Here is an 18,150-nt window from a genome sequence, read left to right on the forward strand (position 1 = left end):
GTGTTCGCCTTGAGGGCTTCGGCGCCTGGCCTAAAGGGGTCAAGCCTCGAATGCGGCCTCATCGCGCTCAACACCAACCCCCAGCAATTGCCCGGCCACCGCATCGATCAACTGCTCATCCTGCGGTAGATCGAAATGCCCACGGTTGACGTTGAAATGCCGCAGTGCCGTGCTGTAGTGACCATCGAGGCGCGACTGCGCCGCTGCCTCGCGCCCTGCCGCCCACCAGCAGGTCGGCTTCACCCGAGTGCCTGGCAAAACCTTCATGGCCATCGCGACCCGATCCAGCTGCAGCGTGGTACGCACGATGGCCACCCGCTCGCCAATGGCAAGGTTGGCCAGCATTGGCGCCGACAGGTTGCCCAGTACGGCCGTCATTGGCTCACCGAACAGCAGTTGCTCATCCTTTTCAGGCCCCTGCCACCCACTGCACAGCGTGCGGCTGGCACCCTCTTCAGCGCCCAGCGCCAGCAGCAGGCTCAGCAAACGCTCATCCCAGGGCTGCTGCTGGTCGGTCTGCGGCAGATAGCTGTCCAGCAGCCCGACGAAGGCCACCACCTGCCCCTGCGCCTCCAGCTCGCGTGCCACCTGCAACGCCAAGGCGCCACCCAGCGACCAGCCGAGCAGGCAGTACGGCCCCTGCGGCTGCACGGCGCGGATGTAATCGCAGTAGTCGACCGCCATGGACTCGACATCCGTGTCGACCCAGGCTGCGTTGAACAGCATCCGGCACTGGATGCCGTGCACTGCCCACTGCGGCTGCAGCCGCCTGGCCAACGGCAGGTAATCGAACACCGAGCCATGCACGCCGTGCAGGCAGAACAGCGGTGTGGCGCCTGGCGCCGGGGTATTGAGCAAGAGCATCGGGGTCTGGCTGGCAGTGCCTTGCAGGCGCCCGACCAACTCGCCGATACGTGGCGTGGTCATCAGCTCGCGCAGGCTCAGGGTGAACCCGTCCAGTGCAGCCACCCGCACCCGGCGCACCAGCTCCATGGCCAGCAGCGAATTGCCGCCCAGCTCGAAGAAACTGTCATCCAGACCGACCTCTTCCACATCCAGCAACTCGCCCCAGAGCTTCGCCAGGCTGATTTCCAGCGGCGTGACCGGCGCCCGGTAATGCTCGGAGCGGTCCAGCACGGGGGCTGGCAAGGCATGGCGGTCAAGCTTGCCGTTGGGGTTCAAGGGCATGGCCGGCAGCACCAGCAGGTGCGCGGGCACCATGTACTCCGGCAAGGCCTGGCGCAGGCGGGCGAGCACCTGGCCACGCAACGCGGCCTCCCACTGCAACCCCGACGCCAGCACCAGGTAGGCCACCAGGCGCGATCCGCGCCCTTCGCCCGCCACGGCGACCACCGCTTCACGCACTTCATCCATGCCCATCAGGCACGATTCCACCTCACCCAGTTCGATGCGGAAACCGCGCACCTTGACCTGATGATCCACCCGGCCCAGGTACTCGACCACGCCATCATGACGCAGGCGCACCAGGTCGCCGGTACGGTAAAGGCGGCCGCCTGGCGGGCCGAACGGGTCGGCGACGAAACGCTCGGCAGTCAGGCCTGGGCGCTGGTGATAACCACGTGCCAGCCCTTCACCGCCGATGTAGAGTTCGCCGGGCACGCCCGCGGGCAACAGCTGCAGGTCGCTGCCCAGCACATAGGCCGAACGCGCACCGACGGGCGTGCCCACCGGCATGTACTGCGCCTCGAAACCACTGCCCAGGTAGACCGCCCACAGCAACGGCGTGATCACGGTCTCGGTCGGGCCATAGCCATTGATGATGCGTGGTGTGCGCAGCACCTGCTGGATCTGCTCGAAGGTGGCCCGGCTGGTGCCTTCACCGCCCACGGTGTAGGAGCGGATGGGCAGATCTGCCCCCGCCTCGCCCAGATGCTCGGCCAGCTGCTGCAGGTAGCTCGGGGTGAAGCAGGTGATGGTGATGCCATGCTCGGCAATCTCGCGCGCGCTGCGCTCGACATCCCAGGCATCGTTGTCGCGCAGCATCAGCAGTGAACCGGAAACCAGCGGTACCAGCCAACGCTCGTGGGCGCCGTCGAAGTTGATCGAGGCGAACTGCAGCTCGCGGTCCTCGGGGGTCATGCCATAACGCTCGGCGATGGCCAGGCAGTGCATGGCCAGTGGGCCGTGGGTGACCGCCACGCCCTTCGGCCGGCCAGTGGAGCCGGAGGTGTAGATCAGATAGGCCAGGTTGCCCGCCGCCACCGGGTAATGGGCATCGTGTGCCGGGTAGCCTTGCAGTTCGGCGCCATCGGCGCTGACCGGCAATACCGCGACAGCGGCAGGTAGCGGCAGCTTGGCCAGCAGATGGGGCTGGGCCAGCACCAGGGCCACGCCGCTGTCCTCGATCATGTAGCTCAACCGCTCACGCGGGTGGGTCGGGTCCAGTGGCACGTAGGCGCCGCCGGCCTTGAGCACGGCCAGCAACGACACCAGCATCTCGACCGAGCGCTCAAGCGCGATACCGACACGCACTTCAGGCCCGACACCGGCCTCATGCAGGCGAGCAGCCAGCCGGTTGGCCCACTGGTTGAGTTGCTGGTAATCGAGCTGCCGGCCCGCCACGACCAGGGCCGGGGCGTGGGGACGCAGCTGAGCCTGTTGCTGTATCAGGCCATGCACGGTGCGCACTTCAGCTGCCTGGCCCAGGCCAGGGTTCAAGTCCACTAGCTGCCAGTTACGCTCGTCAGCGCTCAGCATGCACAACTCGGCGATCGGTTTGCCAGGCGCTGCGCTCATGCGCCACAACAGGTTCTGCCAATGCGCGAACATCTGCTCGGCAGTAGCGCTGTCGAACAGGTCGGTGGCATAACTCAAGCTGGCACTGAGCTGACCGCCATGTTGCTGCGTGTCCAGCGCCAGGTCGAACTTGGCGCGCGAGGTCGGCGCGGGCAGCAGTGTCATCGACAGGCCGGCAAGCGCCGAGGCCCCCAGCCCATCATCCATCACCTGGTGGTTGAACATGACCTGGAACAGCGGGTTGTGGCTGAGGTCGCGATGCGCCACCAGGCGATCGACCAGCGCTTCGAAAGGCAGGTCCTGGTTGGCCTGGGCGGCGAGCAGGGTGGTGCGTGTGGCATGCAGCAGTTGCGCCGTGCTCAGGCCATCTTCCAGCCGACCGCGCAACACCAGGGTGTTGACGAAGAAGCCCGTCAGCGGCTCCACTTCCGGCCGGTTGCGCCCCGCCGACGGCATGCCCACGCAAACATCGTTCTGCCCGCTGTAACGGCGCAGCAGCAGCTGGAACGACGCCAGCAGCACCATCGGCAAGGTGCAGCCATGGGCCTGTGCCAGGGCGACCAGGCGCTGGTGCAACAGCGCGTCCAGCGTGCCGCTTACTGCCTGGCCACGATGGCTGGGTACCGCAGGGCGTGGCCTGTCGGTGGGCAGTTCGAGCACCGCCGGGGCATTGCTCAACTGCTCCGTCCAATAGGCTAGCTGCCGCGGCCCCTCGCCCGCCTCCAGCAGCTGGCGCTGCCAGGCGGCGAAGTCGGCGTACTGGATGGCCAGCGCCGGAAGGTTGGCCTCGCGGCCTTCGCAGGCGGCCTGATAAAGGTGGATCAGTTCGCCGATCATGACCTGCATCGACCAGCCATCGGAAACGATGTGGTGCTGGGTCATCACCAGCACCTGGTCCGTCGCGCTGATTTCCAGCAGCACCACCCGCAGCAACGGGCCACGCTGCAAGTCGAAGGGCCGCACCACTTCGCGGCTCACCGCCTCGGCGATGGCCTGGTCATCCGCGCCTGGCAAGGCCACGTGCTCGATTGCCACCGGGCCGGCAGCGTGGATGCGCTGCAGGGGCTCACCTTCGGCGGCCTCGAAGGTGGTGCGCAGCGGCGCGTGCCGCGCCACCAGCGCATCGAAACTCTTCTGCAGCGCGGCAAGCTGCAGTGTGCCTTCAAGGCGCAGCGCGGCCGGCATGTTGTAGGCGGCACTCTGTGGGTCCAGCTGCCAGAGGAACCACTGGCGCTGCTGGGCATGGGAGAGGCGCGGCACCTCGCCTTCCGCCAGCGCCACGATGGGCAGGCGGCCAGGATCGATGCCTTTTTCCAGCAGGCGCTTGAACAGGGCCACGCGCTTGTCGTGGCCCAGCCCGCTGATCCGCTGGACCAGCTCATTGCCCTGTTGGGTCCCTTGCTTAAGCATCAGATGCCTCCAGTTCGTCGAGGGCGTCGAAAATCGCGTCGTAGTCTTCCTGCGCCGGGCTTGCGCGGCCTGAAATCAGGGCGGCCAGGGCACCGAGGTGGTCGGCGAGGTAGGCGTCCTGGACCGGCAATTCGATAGCAAACTCGGTCTTGATCCGGGAAACCAGGCGCACCAGCAGCAACGAATGCCCGCCCAGTTCGAAGAAGTTGTCGCTGAGGCCGACGTGCTCGACCTGGAGCACCTCTTGCCAGATGGCGGCCAGGCGTTGTTCCAGTTCGCTCTGCGGTGCCAGGTACTCGCGCCTCGACTGGCCCAGCTGCGGCTTGGGCAGTGCCTTGCGGTCGAGCTTGCCGTTGGGCGACAGTGGCATGCGCTCGAGCAGCACCCATTGGCTCGGCACCATGTAGTCCGGCAGCACGCCCGCCAGGTGCGCCTTGATCGCCGCCAGGTTGCCCGCTTGCTCGGCGACCAGGTACGCCACCAGTTGCCCCTCGGCAGCCACCACTACCGCCTCCCGCACAGCGTCCTGCTCCTGCAGGCGCGCTTCGATCTCGCCCAGCTCGATCCGCAGGCCGCGGATCTTCACCTGGTGGTCGATGCGCCCGGCGTACTCGATCACCCCGTCCTCGCGCTGGCGCGCCAGGTCGCCGGTGCGGTACAGCCGCTGGCCGGCGCCGAACGGGCTGGTGACGAAACGCTCGGCGGTCAGCGACGGGCGACGGTGGTAACCGCGCGCCAGGCCAATGCCGCCCAGGTACAGCTCGCCGGTCACGCCGGGGCTGACCGGGTTCAGTTCGCCGTCCAGCACGTAGGTCTGCAGGTTGGCGATCGGCTGGCCGATCGGCACGGCGTCCTTGCCTTCCTCGACGCAGGTCCAGTGGGTGACGTCGATGGCCGCTTCGGTCGGGCCGTACAGGTTGTACAGGCCGCTTTGCGGCAGCAGCGCCAGGGTCTGGCGTTGCAGCTCCACCGGCAGCGCTTCGCCGGAGCAGATGATCCGTTGCAGCGAGGTGCAGCGTGCGGCGTTTTCGTCACCGACGAAGGCCTGCAGCATCGACGGCACGAAGTGCAGCGTGCTGATCTGCTCGCGGGTGATCAGCTCGGCCAGGCGCGCCGGGTCGCGGTGGTCGCCGGGCAGCGCCATGACCAGGCGCGCACCTTCCATCAGCGGCCAGAAGAACTCCCATACCGACACGTCGAAGCTGAACGGCGTCTTCTGCAGCACGCTGTCGCCGGCAGTCAGGCAGTAGGCTTCCTGCATCCAGGCCAGGCGGTTGTGCAAGGCGACATGGCGGTTGCCGGCGCCTTTCGGCTTGCCGGTGGAGCCGGAGGTGTAGATGACGTAGGCGAGGTTTTCCGGGTGCAGCCGCACGTCCGGGTTGTGTGCGTCCAGCGCGCTCCAGGCCTCGGCCCGGTCCAGGTCGAGCACAGGCAGCCCTGCGGGAATCGGCAGGCCGTCGCGCAAGTGCGACTGGGTCAGCAGCAAGGCGATGGCGCTGTCCTCGAACATGTAGGCCAGGCGCTCCTGCGGGTATTCAGGGTCCAGCGGCACATAGGCGCCACCGGCCTTGAGGATCGCCAGCAGGCCGACGACCATTTCCACCGAACGCTCGGCAGCGATGCCGACCAGCACGTCCGGGCCCACACCCATGCCACGCAGGTGCTGAGCCAGGCGATTGGCCTCGGTATTGAGTTCGGCGTAGCTCAGCGTGCGTTCGGCGAAGGTCAGTGCCGGCGCTTGCGGCTGACGGGCGACTTGCTGTTCGAACAGCTGATGCACATACGGCGTACCCGGGTAGTCGCGGGCCGTGACATTCCAGCCTTCCACGATCCGCTCATGTGCCGCCGCATCAACCAGCCCGAAGCTGCCCAGCAAGGCGTGTGGTGCGCCGGCAAAGCCTTGCAGCAGATGGCGCAGTTCGGCCGCAATCTGCTGCACCTGCTGCTGACCGAAGACCTGGCGCTGGTAGGCGAAGGTCAGTTGCATCTGTTCGCGCGCCTCGGCAATCAGGGTCAACGGGTAGCCGCTGTATTCCTGATAATCCAGGCCGGACACGCGAAACCCGGCACTGCTGTCCGACAGGCTCTGGGCCAGCGGATAGTTCTCGAACACCAGCAGGCTGTCGAACAGCGCTTCACCGTTGCGCCCGGCCGCGGCCTGGATGGCATACAGCGGCAGGTATTCATACTCGCGCAGGCGCAGGTTGAGCGCCTGCACCTCACGCACCCAGTCGGCGACGGCCATCTGCCCTTGCGGCTCGGCGGCCACCGGCAGGGTATTGATGAACAGGCCCAGTTGCTGCTCGATACCTGGCAACTCCGCCGGGCGCCCGGACACGGTGGCACCGAAGCAGGGCCGACGCTGACCGGTACGGCGCTGCAACAGCAGCGCCCAGGCGGCCTGCAGCACGCTGTTGAGGGTGACTTGCTGGGTCTGCGCAAAGTGCTTCAGGGCCTGGCTCAGGGTATCGCCCAGCTCCAGCACCACCGCACCCTGCCCGGACACCGTGGCATCGCGGGCAGCACCGAGCAGCGATGGGCCGTCCAGGTCGAGCAGTTGGGCGTTCCAGAACGCCTCGGCGCCCGCACGATCCTGCTGCCGTAGCCAGCTGAGGTAATCGCTGCGGCTGGCCTGCGCCAGCGCGGCAGGCTGCCCCGAATAGGCCTGCATCACGGCGGCGAACAGCAACGAATTGCTCCAGCCGTCCATGAGGATGTGGTGGCTGGTGTAGATCAGGTGATGGCGCTGCGGCCCGGTGCGCACCAGGACCAGGCGCAGCAGTGGCGCCTGGCCAAGGTCGAAGGCGCGTGCCTGCTCGGCCTGCGCCAGCGCTTCGAGGCGGGCGTCGATATCGGCTTCGCCGGCCCAGTCGAAGCGTTCGACCGGCAGCTGGACATGGCGCAACACCACCTGGCGCGGCGCTTCCAGGCCCTGCTCCCAGACAAACCCGGCGCGCAACGCTTCATGCTGGTCCAGCGCCAGCTGCCAGGCCTGGATAAAGCGGTCTGGGTCGAGGTCGTCGAGGTCCAGGCGCAGGCGGTTGACGTAGCTGCTGGCCTGGCCGTCGTACAGGCTGTGGAACAGCATGCCTTCCTGCATCGGTGCCAGCGGGTAGAGGTTCTCGACCTGGCGCAGGTCGACCGGCAGCGCATCCAGCTGTGCCTGGGTCAGGCCCGCCAGCGGGAAGTCAGCCGGGGTGGCGCCGCCGGCCTGGCTGTCGAGGCAGTGTTCGACCAGTGCGCCCAGTTCGCTGGCGTAGTCGTCGGCCAGGCGGGCGATCTCCGGCTCGTCGAACATCGCCTGGCTGAAGGTAAAGCCCAGCTCCAGTTCACCGCCCAGCACCTGGCCGTTGACGCTCAGCCAGTTGCCCAGTGGCGCATCGGCCGCCTGGGTGGCGCCAACGCTTTCCATGGCGGGTGCGAACAGCCGGTCTTCGCCGAAGCCCTGGTCGAACTGGCCGAGGTAGTTGAACGTCACCCGCGCTGGCGGCAAGGCTTGCAACGCCGCCTGCTGCGCCGGGCTGCCGAGGTAGCGCAGCACACCATGGCCGATGCCGCGCCCGGGCACGCCACGCAACTGCTCCTTGATGGCCTTGAGCGAGCCCGCCAAGTCGTCGGTCGGCGTCAGCGCCACCGGGAACAGGCTGGTGAACCAACCCAAGGTGCGGCTCAGGTCCACGCCGTCGAACAGATCCTCACGGCCATGGCCTTCCAGTTGCACCAGCGCACTGCCCTGCCCGGTCCAACGGCACAGCACACGTGCCAGGGCCGTGAGCAGCAGGTCATTGACCTGCGTGCGATAGGCGGCCGGCGCCTGCTGCAACAGGCTCTGCGTGGTGTCGGCAGGCAGCCGGCAACGCACGGTGCGAGCGTGGCGCACTTGCAGCCCGGCGTCGCGGCGTGCTGCCGGCAGGTCGCCGGTGTGGCCGGCGAGGGTCGCTTGCCAGTAAGCCAGTTCTGCATCACGGGCAGGCTCTCGGGCCCAGCCCACCAGGCGCTCGGCCCAGGCCTTGAATGCCGTGCCCTTCTCCGCCAGCGCTGGCGTGCTCCCTGCCAGCAGGGCGACGCAGGCCTGCTCCAGGTCCTCCAGCAGCACCCGCCAGGACACACCGTCGACTACCAGGTGGTGAATCACCAGCAGCAGGCGCTGCCCACCTTCGGCCAGGTCGCACAGCACGGCGCGCAGCAGCGGCCCTTGCGCGAGATCGAGGCTGGCTTGCGCCGCTTCGGCGATGGCCTGCAGTTGCGCGGCATCGGCCACCTGGCGATGCCACAGCAGTCCACCCGGCACACCAGCACGGTGCTCGGCACGCCAGCTGCCGTCCACCCTCTCGAAGGCCAGGCGCAGCGCATCGTGCTGGTTGACCAGCAACGCCAGGGCCTGCTCGACGATGCTCGCCGTCAATGCCTGGCGCGGTTGCAGCATGACCGCCTGGTTGTAATGCCCAGGCTGGTTCAGGGCCATTTCGAAGAAGCGCGCCTGCACCGGCAGCAGCGGCATGCTGCCGCTGACCTGCGCAACAGCTGCGGGCTTGGCCACCACGCTGGTCACCTTGGCAACCTGGGCCAGCTGGGCGATGGTCTGCTTTTCGAACAACTGGCGCGGGCTCAGCTTGATGCCCTGGCGCTTGGCCCGGGCGATGATCTGCAGGCTGAGGATGGAGTCGCCGCCCAGCTCGAAGAAGTTGTCTTCGACGCCGATGTCTTCACGCTTGAGCACCGCCTGCCAGATGCCCAGCAACTGCTCCTCCAGCGCTGTGCTGGCGGCGACATGGCGCTTGAGTTGTACCTGCGGCGGCGGCAATGCGCGGCGGTCCAGCTTGCCGTTGGCGGTCAGCGGCAGGCGCTCCAGCAACAGCAGATGGGCCGGTATCAGGTAGTCCGGCAGCAGTGCCTGCAGCTGCTCGCGCAGGGCCTCGACGCTCAGCGCGGGGTTGCCTGGCACGCACCAGCCGACCAGTTGCAACTGCGCCGCATCATCCCCTTGCGGCACCGCCAGCACCACCGCGTCATGCACCCCGGCAAGGCCACGCAGCACGCGGCCGACCTCTCCCGGTTCGACACGATAACCGCGGATCTTCACCTGATCATCGGCACGCCCGATGAAGTGCAGCAAACCTGCGTGGTCGCGATGCACGCGGTCACCGCTGCGGTACAGGCGCGTGCCCGGCGCACCGAACGGGTCGGGCACGAAACGTTCGGCGGTCAGCGCCGCCTGGCCAAGGTAGCCTTGCGCCAGGCTGTCGCCGCCAATGTACAGTTCGCCCGCGACCCGCGCTGGCAACAGGTTAAGCACGTCGTCCAGCACCCGCACGCTGGCGCCCGGCAACGCCGCGCCCAAGGGTATCGCCTGCGGCGCTTCACCTTGCAGTTCGTGGGTCAGCACGCCAACCGTGGTTTCGCTGGGGCCATAGTGGTTGATGAAGCGGCAGCCCGGCTTGAGCTCGCGTACTTTCTGGTACAGCGCGGGCGAGCATGCTTCACCGCCAACGATCAAGGCATGCTCGGGCAGCACGTCTGCCGCGTTGGCCGCCTGCAGCAGGCCGTTGAGGTGGCTGGGGACGATCTTCAGCACGCCGATACGCTGCTCGGCCATGTAGGCGGCGAAGGCATCGGGATCGAAGCCCAGCGCCTCCGGCAGCACGTGCAGGGTGCGCCCCGAGCACAGGGCGCCGAACAGTACCGTGTGGCCAAGGTCGGCGGCGATGGTGGAGACCAGCGCCATGCTCGCGTCCGCCGCCAGGTCCAGACGTTGCAGCAGGCCGTCGACATAAATGGCCAGCGCGCCATGGCTGACCACCACCCCTTTCGGTTGGCCGGTGGAGCCGGAAGTGTGGATCACGTACGCCGGTGCCCCCGCCAGTAGCCCGACCTGTGGCGCACTCCCCGGCTGAGAGGCACAGCGCGCCGGTGCGTAGGGCTGTACCTGGCAACCTGAAGCGGCCAATGCCTGCTGGCGAGTCTCGCCGGCTGCGCACAACAGCACCGTCGCGCCGCTGCGCTGCAGCATGCCTTGCAGGCGCTCGGTCGGCGCCTTGCTGTCCAGCGGCAGGTAGACGCCGCCCGCCTTGAGAATACCCAACAGGCACACCAGCCAGTCCAGCGAGCGCTCCATCAGCACCGCGACCGGCGCACCCGCGTTGACGCCCAGCTCGCGCAGGTGATGGGCCAGGCGATTGGCCTGGCTGTCCAGTTCGGCATGGCTGAGGCGTTGCCCTGCACAGGCTGCCGCAATGCCATCGGGCTGGCGGCGCACCTGCTCGTCCCAGCGCTGCAGGACCAGGGCCGGTTGCGCACGGTGGCTGACAACCTCTGCGGCAGGCGCCTTGACCAGGGTATGCAGTGGCGCATCAGGCTCGGCCAGCAGCGTCTCGAACAGCTCACGCAACGCACCGATGAAGCCTTCGATGGTGGCACGCTGGTAGAGGTCGCTGGCGTAGGTCATTTCGCCGTGCACCAGGCTGCCATCGTCGGTGATGTCCAGGGCCAGGTCGAAGTGGGTGCCTTCCTTGCGCAGCGGATACTCGCTGACGGCCAGCCCCGGCAGTTGCAGCGCGGTCTGCTTCTGCACGCCGACGTTCTGGTTGAACTTGGCCTGGAACAACGGGTTGTGGCCGAGGCTGCGCTCCGGCGCCAGCACTTCCACCAGTTGCTCGAACGGCAGCTCCTGATTGGCCTGGGCGGCAAAGGTCGCCTCGCGCACCCGCACCAGCAGTTCACCCAGCGACAGGCGCTCGTCGACCACGCAACGCAGCACCTGGGTGTTGACGAAGAAGCCGATCAGGCCTTCCACCTCTTCGCGGCCGCGGTTGGCGTTGGGCACACCGATGCGGATGTCGCGCTGGCCGGAATGGCGGGAGAGGAACAGCGCGTAGCCAGTCAGCATCAGCATGAACAGGGTCACGCCCTGGGCCCGGGCGGTATCACGCAGGCGCTGTGACAGCGGCCCGCCGAAGTCGAACTTCAGGGTCTCGCCCTGCAGGCTCTGCACAGGCGGGCGCGGGAAATCGGCCGCCACTTCGAGCAGGTGATGGTCTTCACCCAGCTGCTCGCGCCAGTGCTGCAACTGCCGCTCACCCTCACCGGCTTCCAGCCAGCGGCGCTGCCACACGGCGTAGTCGGCATACTGCAGCGGCAGCGGCGGCAGGCTCTGGGCACCGCCCTGGTAGCACTGCACGAACTCGCGGACCATCACGTCCATCGACCAGCCATCGGAGACGATGTGATGCATGCACACCACCAGCACATGTTGACCCTGGCCCAGGCGGAACAGGCTGGCGCGCAGCAGCGGGCCATTGAGCAGGTCGAACGGGCGGGCGACTTCGGCTTCCACCCGGCGCGCCAGCTCGGCCTCGTCGGCCATGCCAAGGTCGACATGCCGCAGGGCCAGGGGCTCGGCCGCCAGCACCCGTTGCAGCGGCTGTTCGCCGTCGACCTGGAACACGGTACGCAGCGCTTCATGGCGCTCGATCAAGGCGTCGAAGGCGCCCTGCAAACGGCCTTCGTCCAGGTCGCCGTGCAGGCGCAGGCCGGCGGCCATGTTGTAGGCCGCGCTCTGTGGGTCGAGCTGCCAGAGGAACAGCAGGCGTTGCTGGGCGTAGGACAGCGGTATCGCCTCCAGGCCATGGCGGCTGACCGGGATCGGCAGCAGGCCGAAATCCTTGCCATCCTGGCGCAGCTTGGCGAGGAACTGACGGCGTTGTTCGAGCGGCAACCCGATGAACTTCTCGGCGATACGCAGCGTAGTGTTGCGGGTCATGCTCAAACCTCCTCCAGTGAATTCATGAACGCTTCCATGTCGGCCCAGTCTTCGTCGGCAGCGCCGCCCAGGGCCTCCAGCTCTTGCGCCAGGGCGGCCAGGTGCGGGCGCTCGAACAGGCTGCGCATGGGCAGCGCGACGCCCAGTTCGGACTTGATCCGGGCAATGACCTGGGCCGCCAGCAGCGAGTGCCCACCGAGGTCGAAGAAGCTGTCGTCGAGGCCGACACGGGGCACCTGCAAGACTTCCATCCAGATCGCCGCCAGGCGTTGTTCCTGCTCGCTGACCGGTGCGCGGAAGCTGGCCTGCAACTGGCTCGGGTCGGGCGCGGGCAAGGCCTTGCGGTCAAGCTTGCCGCTGGGGGTCAGCGGCAGCTTTGCCAACAGCACCAGGTGCGCAGGGACCATGTAGTCCGGCAGCGTCGCGCGCAGGCCCTCGCGGATCGCCTGGCGCTGCGCTTCTGTACTGGCGCCATCGGCTTCGGTGACCACATAGGCCACCAGCTGCCGCCCACCGGCCATGTCCACGGCCAGCACCGCGGCCTCGCGTACGCCAGGGCATTGCTGCAGGCGCATCTCGATTTCGCCAAGCTCGATACGAAAGCCCCGCACCTTCACCTGATGATCGACCCGGCCGATGTACTCGATGGCGCCATTGGCGTCGAAACGGGCACGGTCACCGGTGCGGTACAGGCGCTCGCCGGGGACTTCGGGGTCGGGCAGGAAACGTTCGGCGCTGAGCGCGGGCTGGCCGTGGTAACCACGCGCCAGGCCTGGCCCACCGATGTACAGCTCGCCGATGGCGCCCGCCGGCACAGGCTGCAGTTCGCCGTCGAGAATGCACAAGCGCCGGCCGGCGAGGCCCTGGCCGATGGGGATGCCACGCCAGGACACATCCTGCGAAGTCAGGCCCGTGCAGTCATGGATGCTGGACACCACCGTGGCTTCGGTCGGGCCATAGGTGTTGAGCAGGCGCACGCCGCCCAGGCCGGCGCGGCGCCACAGGTCGAGGCCGTCGACCGCCATGGCTTCGCCGCCGACATGCACCTGGCGCAGTGCGGCATACGCCTGCGGGGTAGCACGGGCGTAGTCCTGCACCAGCATGTGCCAGTAGGCGGCTGGCAGGTCGGCGACGGTAATGCCGTGCTGCTGCAGTGCCTGCAGGAAGCTGGCGCTGTCCCACAGGCGGCTGTCGCGCAGCACCACGCGGGCACCGACGCACAATGGTGGGTAGAACTGCTCGACGAAACCATCGAAGCTGCAGGTGGCGAACTGCAGCACCCGATCATCCACGCTCAGGCGCGAATAGTCGGTTGCCAGTTCGCAGAACTCGGCCAGCGCACCGTGGCTGATGGCCACGCCCTTGGGGCGGCCGGTGGAGCCGGAGGTGTAGATCACGTAGGCCAGGTTGCCGGGCTGCAGTGAAACCTGCGGTGCATGCTCAGGTTGCGCGTCTTGAGCCTGGTCCAGGCACAGGACCTCGATACCTTCAGCTACTGGCAGTTGGCTCAGCAGGCCCGACTGGGTCAGCAGCAGGCGCAGGCCGCTGTCGGCGAAAACCTGGGCGATACGCTCGCTGGGCGCTTGCGGGTCCAGCGGCACATACGCGCCGCCGGCCTTGAGCACCGCCAGCAGGGCAACACCCATGTCCAGCGAACGCTCCAGCGCCACACCCACCAGCACCTCGGGGCCGACACCCGACTGCACCAGACGCTGGGCCAGGCGGTTGCTGCAGCCTTCCAGCTCGGCGTAACTCAGGCTGGCGCCCTGCCCTTCGCCGGCCAGCACCAGCGCGACCGCCTCGGGCGTGCGCACGGCCTGTGCCTGGAAGCGCTGATGGGCCAAAGCCGAGGCCTGCGGTGCGGGTGCACGCAGTGCCCAATGCTGCAACTGGCGAGACGCGGCAGCATCGAGCAATTGCAGCTCACCGATGCGACGTTGCGGGTCGGCGAGCACGCTGCGCAGCAGGTTGCGCCAATGCCCGGCCATGCGCTCGACGGTGGTGGCGTCGAACAGATCGGTGGCGTAGGTGAAGGCGGCCAGCAAGCGTTCGCCTTCCTCGCGGGTCTCCAGCATCAGGTCGCTGGCGGCGGCATGGCTGCGGGCGCCGGCCACGCTCTGTTCGGCGTCCAGATGCGCCAACTGCAGGCCACACGCCAGGCGCATGCCCTGGATGTCGGTGACCAGCGGCTGATGGTTGTACATGACCTGGAACAGCGCGTTGTGGCTCTGGCTACGGCTGGGCTGCAACGCCTCCAGCAACGCATCGAACGGCAGCTCCTGATGGGCTTGCGCGCCCAGGGCGGTCTGGCGCAGCGCTTGCAACAGCTGCGCGAACGTCTGGCGGCCATCCAGCTGGCTGCGCAGCACCTGGGTATTGACGAAGAAGCCGATCAGCCCCTCGACCTCGCCGCGGTTGCGGTTGGCGATCAGGCCACCGACGCGGATGTCGCCCTGCCCGCTGTAGCGGTACAGCAGGGTTTTGAAAGCTGCCAGCAGCACCACGAACAAGGTCACGCCCTGGCGCTGGGCCAACGCCTTCAGGCCGTTGCGCAGTTCGACGTCAATGGCGAACTCCAGGCGCGCGCCGGCGTGGCTCGGCTGTGCCGGGCGTGGCCGGTCGGTGGGCAATTCCAGCGGCTCATGCTCCTCGCCCAGCTGGGCCCGCCAGTAGTCGAGCTGCCGCGCCTGCTCGCCGGCTTCCATCCAGCTGCGCTGCCACAGGGCGTAGTCGCGGTAGTGCACGGCCAGTGGCGGCAACGGGGCCTGGTTTCCAGTGCTGCGGGCGTCCAGGCAGCGCATGAACTCTTCGATGAGGATGTTCATCGACCAGCCGTCGGCGATGATGTGGTGCATGGTCAGCAGCAGCACATGCTCATCCGCCGCCAGTTGCAGCAGCGCCACCCGCAGCAGCGGGCCGTGCTGCAGGTCGAACGGCTGGCCGGCCTCGCGGGCGACTTCTTCACGGGTGCGCCGCAGGCGCTGATCTGCATCCAGGCCGGACAGGTCGACATGGCGAACCTGCACCTGCGCGCCGTCACCGACACGCTGCAGCGCCTGCCCGTCGACTTCTTCAAAGGTGGTACGCAAGCACTCGTGGCGTTGCACCAGGTCGGCGAAGGCCAGGTCCAGCGCCTGGTGATTCAGGCTGCCAAGCAGGCGCACGGCCCCCGGCAGGTTGTAGGCGGCGCTGCCCGGCTCCAGCTGCCAGAGGAACCACATGCGCTGCTGGGCATAGGAGAGCTGGTCGCGGCCAGCGACGCCACTGCAGTCGGGGATCGGGTAGCTGGCGAAGTCGACCTGTTCGTCGCGCAGGGCGGCGAAGAAGACACGGCGTTTTTCCAGCGGCAGTTCAATGAAGCGGCGCGCCAGCTTCAGGGATTGATCGAGGGTGCTCATAGGTCGTCCGAACCGGTGATGGGAGCCGCCCTGGGCTCCGCGATACCTGTTGAACGAATGGTTCCGGCTTGCATTTAGGCGCAGTTTGCAAAACCTGTCGCGCCCATTTCGCGGCAGCACGCCGGTGCGCCCGAAGGCGTGCCGGCGGTCGCTGCGGTACTTCGCGGCTCAGCCCGCGCCATGCCCCTCGGCCATCGCCACGATGACCTTGCGCTTGCCGGTGAAGGTGCTGCGGGCGTGGGCGGCGAGCATGTTGTCGAGCATCAGCACATCGCCTTCCTGCCACGGGAAGGCGATGGTGCACTCATCCAGCACGCCACGCACCTCATCGAGGATCGAGTCTTCGATGGGCGAACCGTCACCGTAGTAGACGTTACGTGGCAGGTCTTGCTCATCGACGATTTCCAGCAGGCTCTCGCGCACTTCGGGCGGCAGGTTGGAAACATGGAACAGGTGCGCCTGGTTGAACCACACATCCTCACCGGTACGTGGGTGGCGGGCCACGGCCTGGCAGATCTGGCGGGTGCGCAGTTCGCCGTCATCCTTCCACTCGCAGCTGATCGCATGGCGCTGACAGTAGGCTTCCACCACGGCCGGGTCGTCACTGTTGAACACCTGCTCCCAGGGCACATCCAGGCCATTGCCGAAGTTGCGCACGTACATCAGCCCATGGCGGTTGAAGCGTTCATGAATACGCGGGGCGATGCGGCGGAACACCTCGCGACTGTCGGCGATTGGCGTTTCCCCTCCGCTTTCGGCGGCGATCATGCTGTAGAACCAGATCTTCATCGGCCATTCACGGGTATAGGCCTGCTCGTTGTGCAGCGGGATCTTCTGGTGTGGGGGATACTCGGTGGAGGTGTACACGCCCTGGGTGACATTGCTGCGCGGGGTCGAGCCGAATTCGTAATTGAGCAGCGGGTGGCCGAAGCCGCCGGCGAAGCTGCGGAAGGCCTCGGCGCCACCCACCTCGAAACCGCGAAAAAGGATGCCACCGGCGTCGAGCAAGTGGCGGTCGACCAACTCGCGGATCGGCTCCAGGGCTTCGTTGAGGTCCAGGCCGGCATGGGGTGCCTCGACCAGCAGGGGCAGGCGGCACTGGCCGGGCAGCAGTGGCCGGGCGAGCAGTTGCAGTGTGGCGCTCATGGCTGCCCCCTTACGGTGGCAGGCCGCAACGGATTGAACAGCAATGGATTGGCATCAGGCAGCGGCTGGCTGGCCTTGAAGCAGGTGGCGGCATGCATCCTTCGACCCTCGATTAAATGACGGCAAGCTCAGGTTCCGGCGCGCGCAGCGCACGTCGGCCTTGTGCAGAGGAAACGAGGGGCAGAGGGAGGGATTTAGCGTGGATGGCGTCCCCGGCAGGAATCGAACCTGCACCAGAGTCTTAGGAGGACCCCGTTCTATCCATTAAACTACAGGGACTTGAACCCGCCGGCGATTTTGCTGAGCTGAATGCAGCAAGAGCGGGACGGCGAGCATGTTAACCAGCGCGCCACCGTTTGTCATGCCCGAATCAGGCTTTTTGCACGTAGGGGTTTTCTGGTGGCCTATCCGGCAATCAACTTTTCCTGACGCAGCAGGGCGAGCAAGGCCGCCACCGCCGTTGACAATTCACCTGAGTTGTCGAGGAGGTGTACCGACGCCGCGGCTTCGCGCTGAAACCGTGCATTTCGCGCCAGGCGCTGGTCGACCTGCTCCGGGGTTTCCCGCCCGCGGGCGAGCAAGCGCTCACGCAGCACCTCGGGCTGCACTTCGAGGCACACCGCCAACAGATCCGGGTAGCGTTCCCGCGCGGCGGGCAGGTAGGCCCGCGAACCGTTGACCAGTACCGAGCGCCCTTGCGCCAGCCACTGATCCACCAGGACCGGAATGCCGTATTCCAGGCCATTGGCCTGCCAGTGCATGGCGAATGCGCCCTCCTCGCGCAATTGTGCGAAGCGTTCGGCGCTCACGCCCTGCGCCGCTTCACCCTTGGCCTCAGCGGAGCGCGTGATGACCCGACGGGCAATTTCCACCCCCGCGGCAGACAATTGCGCACGAGAAGCATTGATCAGGGAATCTTTTCCCGATCCTGAGGGTCCTACCAGAAATATCAGGCGGCCTGAGGCTCCATCTCGGGCGCTTGCGTCATGTTGCATAGCCACTATGCTCTATGGAAGAAAACCCGCGCATTCTAGGTGTTTTCTGTGTCCTTTGCTGCGTTTTACATGTTTTTGACGGCATAAGGCTGACGGTGCGGCGAGCGGGATAATGCAAAACTTTTCAAACCAGTGCTCATTTCTGATAATTGGTACTGGCAAAAAGCCTTTATCCAGCTCACTATTTGTCACAGAATTGACGCCAAGGAAACGGCGACGATGAGGCAAGATGACCTTCCAAATTTTCATGACGGTTGAACATTTTGTCGTCGCCACGGTCGTACTACCACTCCGTGCGGCCAATTTGAGAACCGCTTCCCCTGAACCAGTAAATCCGGTCAATTTATATGCGCCCAATGAAACAGGCTATTTATTCGAGCCGCACCGCTGACAAGTTCGTCGTCCGCCTGCCAGACGGGATGCGTGAGCGCATTGCCGAGGTAGCGCGCAACCATCACCGCAGCATGAACTCCGAGATCATCGCGCGCCTGGAGCAGAGCCTTATCCAGGAAGGCGCGCTGGGCGACGAGCTGAGCATGCGCCTGGACAGCCCGGAGCTGTCGCTGCACGAGCGCGAGCTCCTGCAACGTTTCCGCCAGCTGTCCCACCGCCAGCAGAATGCGCTGGTGGCCCTCATCGCTCACGATGTGGAAATGGCCGCCGACGCCTCCTGAGGCCGGCAGCA

At 66.8% G+C, this 18,150-nt stretch carries 6 protein-coding genes and 1 tRNA gene; 1 reads left to right on the plus strand and 6 read right to left on the minus strand.

All coding sequences use genetic code 11. The features are described from left to right. Positions 1–39: 39 nt before the first annotated feature. The 6 genes from CAF78_RS01185 to phnN all read right to left on the minus strand — a co-directional run bounded on the left by CAF78_RS01185 (position 40) and on the right by phnN (position 17,465). Positions 40–4,167, minus strand: coding sequence for a non-ribosomal peptide synthetase (locus CAF78_RS01185; protein WP_085675865.1), 4,128 nt, complete (start codon positions 4,165–4,167; stop codon positions 40–42). Continuing rightward, positions 4,160–11,926, minus strand: a complete 7,767-nt coding sequence (locus CAF78_RS01190; protein WP_085675864.1) for a non-ribosomal peptide synthetase — start codon at positions 11,924–11,926, stop codon at positions 4,160–4,162. Before CAF78_RS01190 ends, CAF78_RS01185 begins: the two co-directional genes overlap by 8 nt. 2 nt (positions 11,927–11,928) lie before the next feature. Next, positions 11,929–15,324 (minus strand): non-ribosomal peptide synthetase, encoded by a 3,396-nt coding sequence (locus CAF78_RS01195; protein ID WP_085675863.1) that lies wholly within the window; start codon positions 15,322–15,324, stop codon positions 11,929–11,931. 168 nt (positions 15,325–15,492) lie between these two features. Further along, positions 15,493–16,470 carry a TauD/TfdA family dioxygenase gene (locus tag CAF78_RS01200; protein ID WP_085675862.1) on the minus strand — a complete coding sequence of 326 codons (978 nt, stop codon included), beginning with the start codon at positions 16,468–16,470 and terminating at the stop codon, positions 15,493–15,495. A 204-nt stretch (positions 16,471–16,674) separates the two neighbouring features. Continuing rightward, positions 16,675–16,749 (minus strand) — tRNA-Arg (locus tag CAF78_RS01205). A gap of 125 nt (positions 16,750–16,874) precedes the next feature. Then, a complete protein-coding gene (gene phnN / locus CAF78_RS01210) occupies positions 16,875–17,465 on the minus strand; it encodes a phosphonate metabolism protein/1,5-bisphosphokinase (PRPP-forming) PhnN (protein ID WP_085675861.1) in 591 nt (196 codons plus the stop codon). Positions 17,466–17,812: 347 nt separating this feature from the next. On the opposite strand from phnN, the gene CAF78_RS01220 reads away from it, so the two are divergent. Next, complete coding sequence (locus tag CAF78_RS01220; protein WP_003254499.1) at positions 17,813–18,139, plus strand: Arc family DNA-binding protein; 327 nt, start codon at positions 17,813–17,815, stop codon at positions 18,137–18,139. Positions 18,140–18,150 lie beyond the last annotated feature (11 nt).

The sequence above is a fragment of the Pseudomonas sp. R28(2017) genome, assembly GCF_002112505.1.
Lineage (GTDB): Bacteria > Pseudomonadota > Gammaproteobacteria > Pseudomonadales > Pseudomonadaceae > Aquipseudomonas.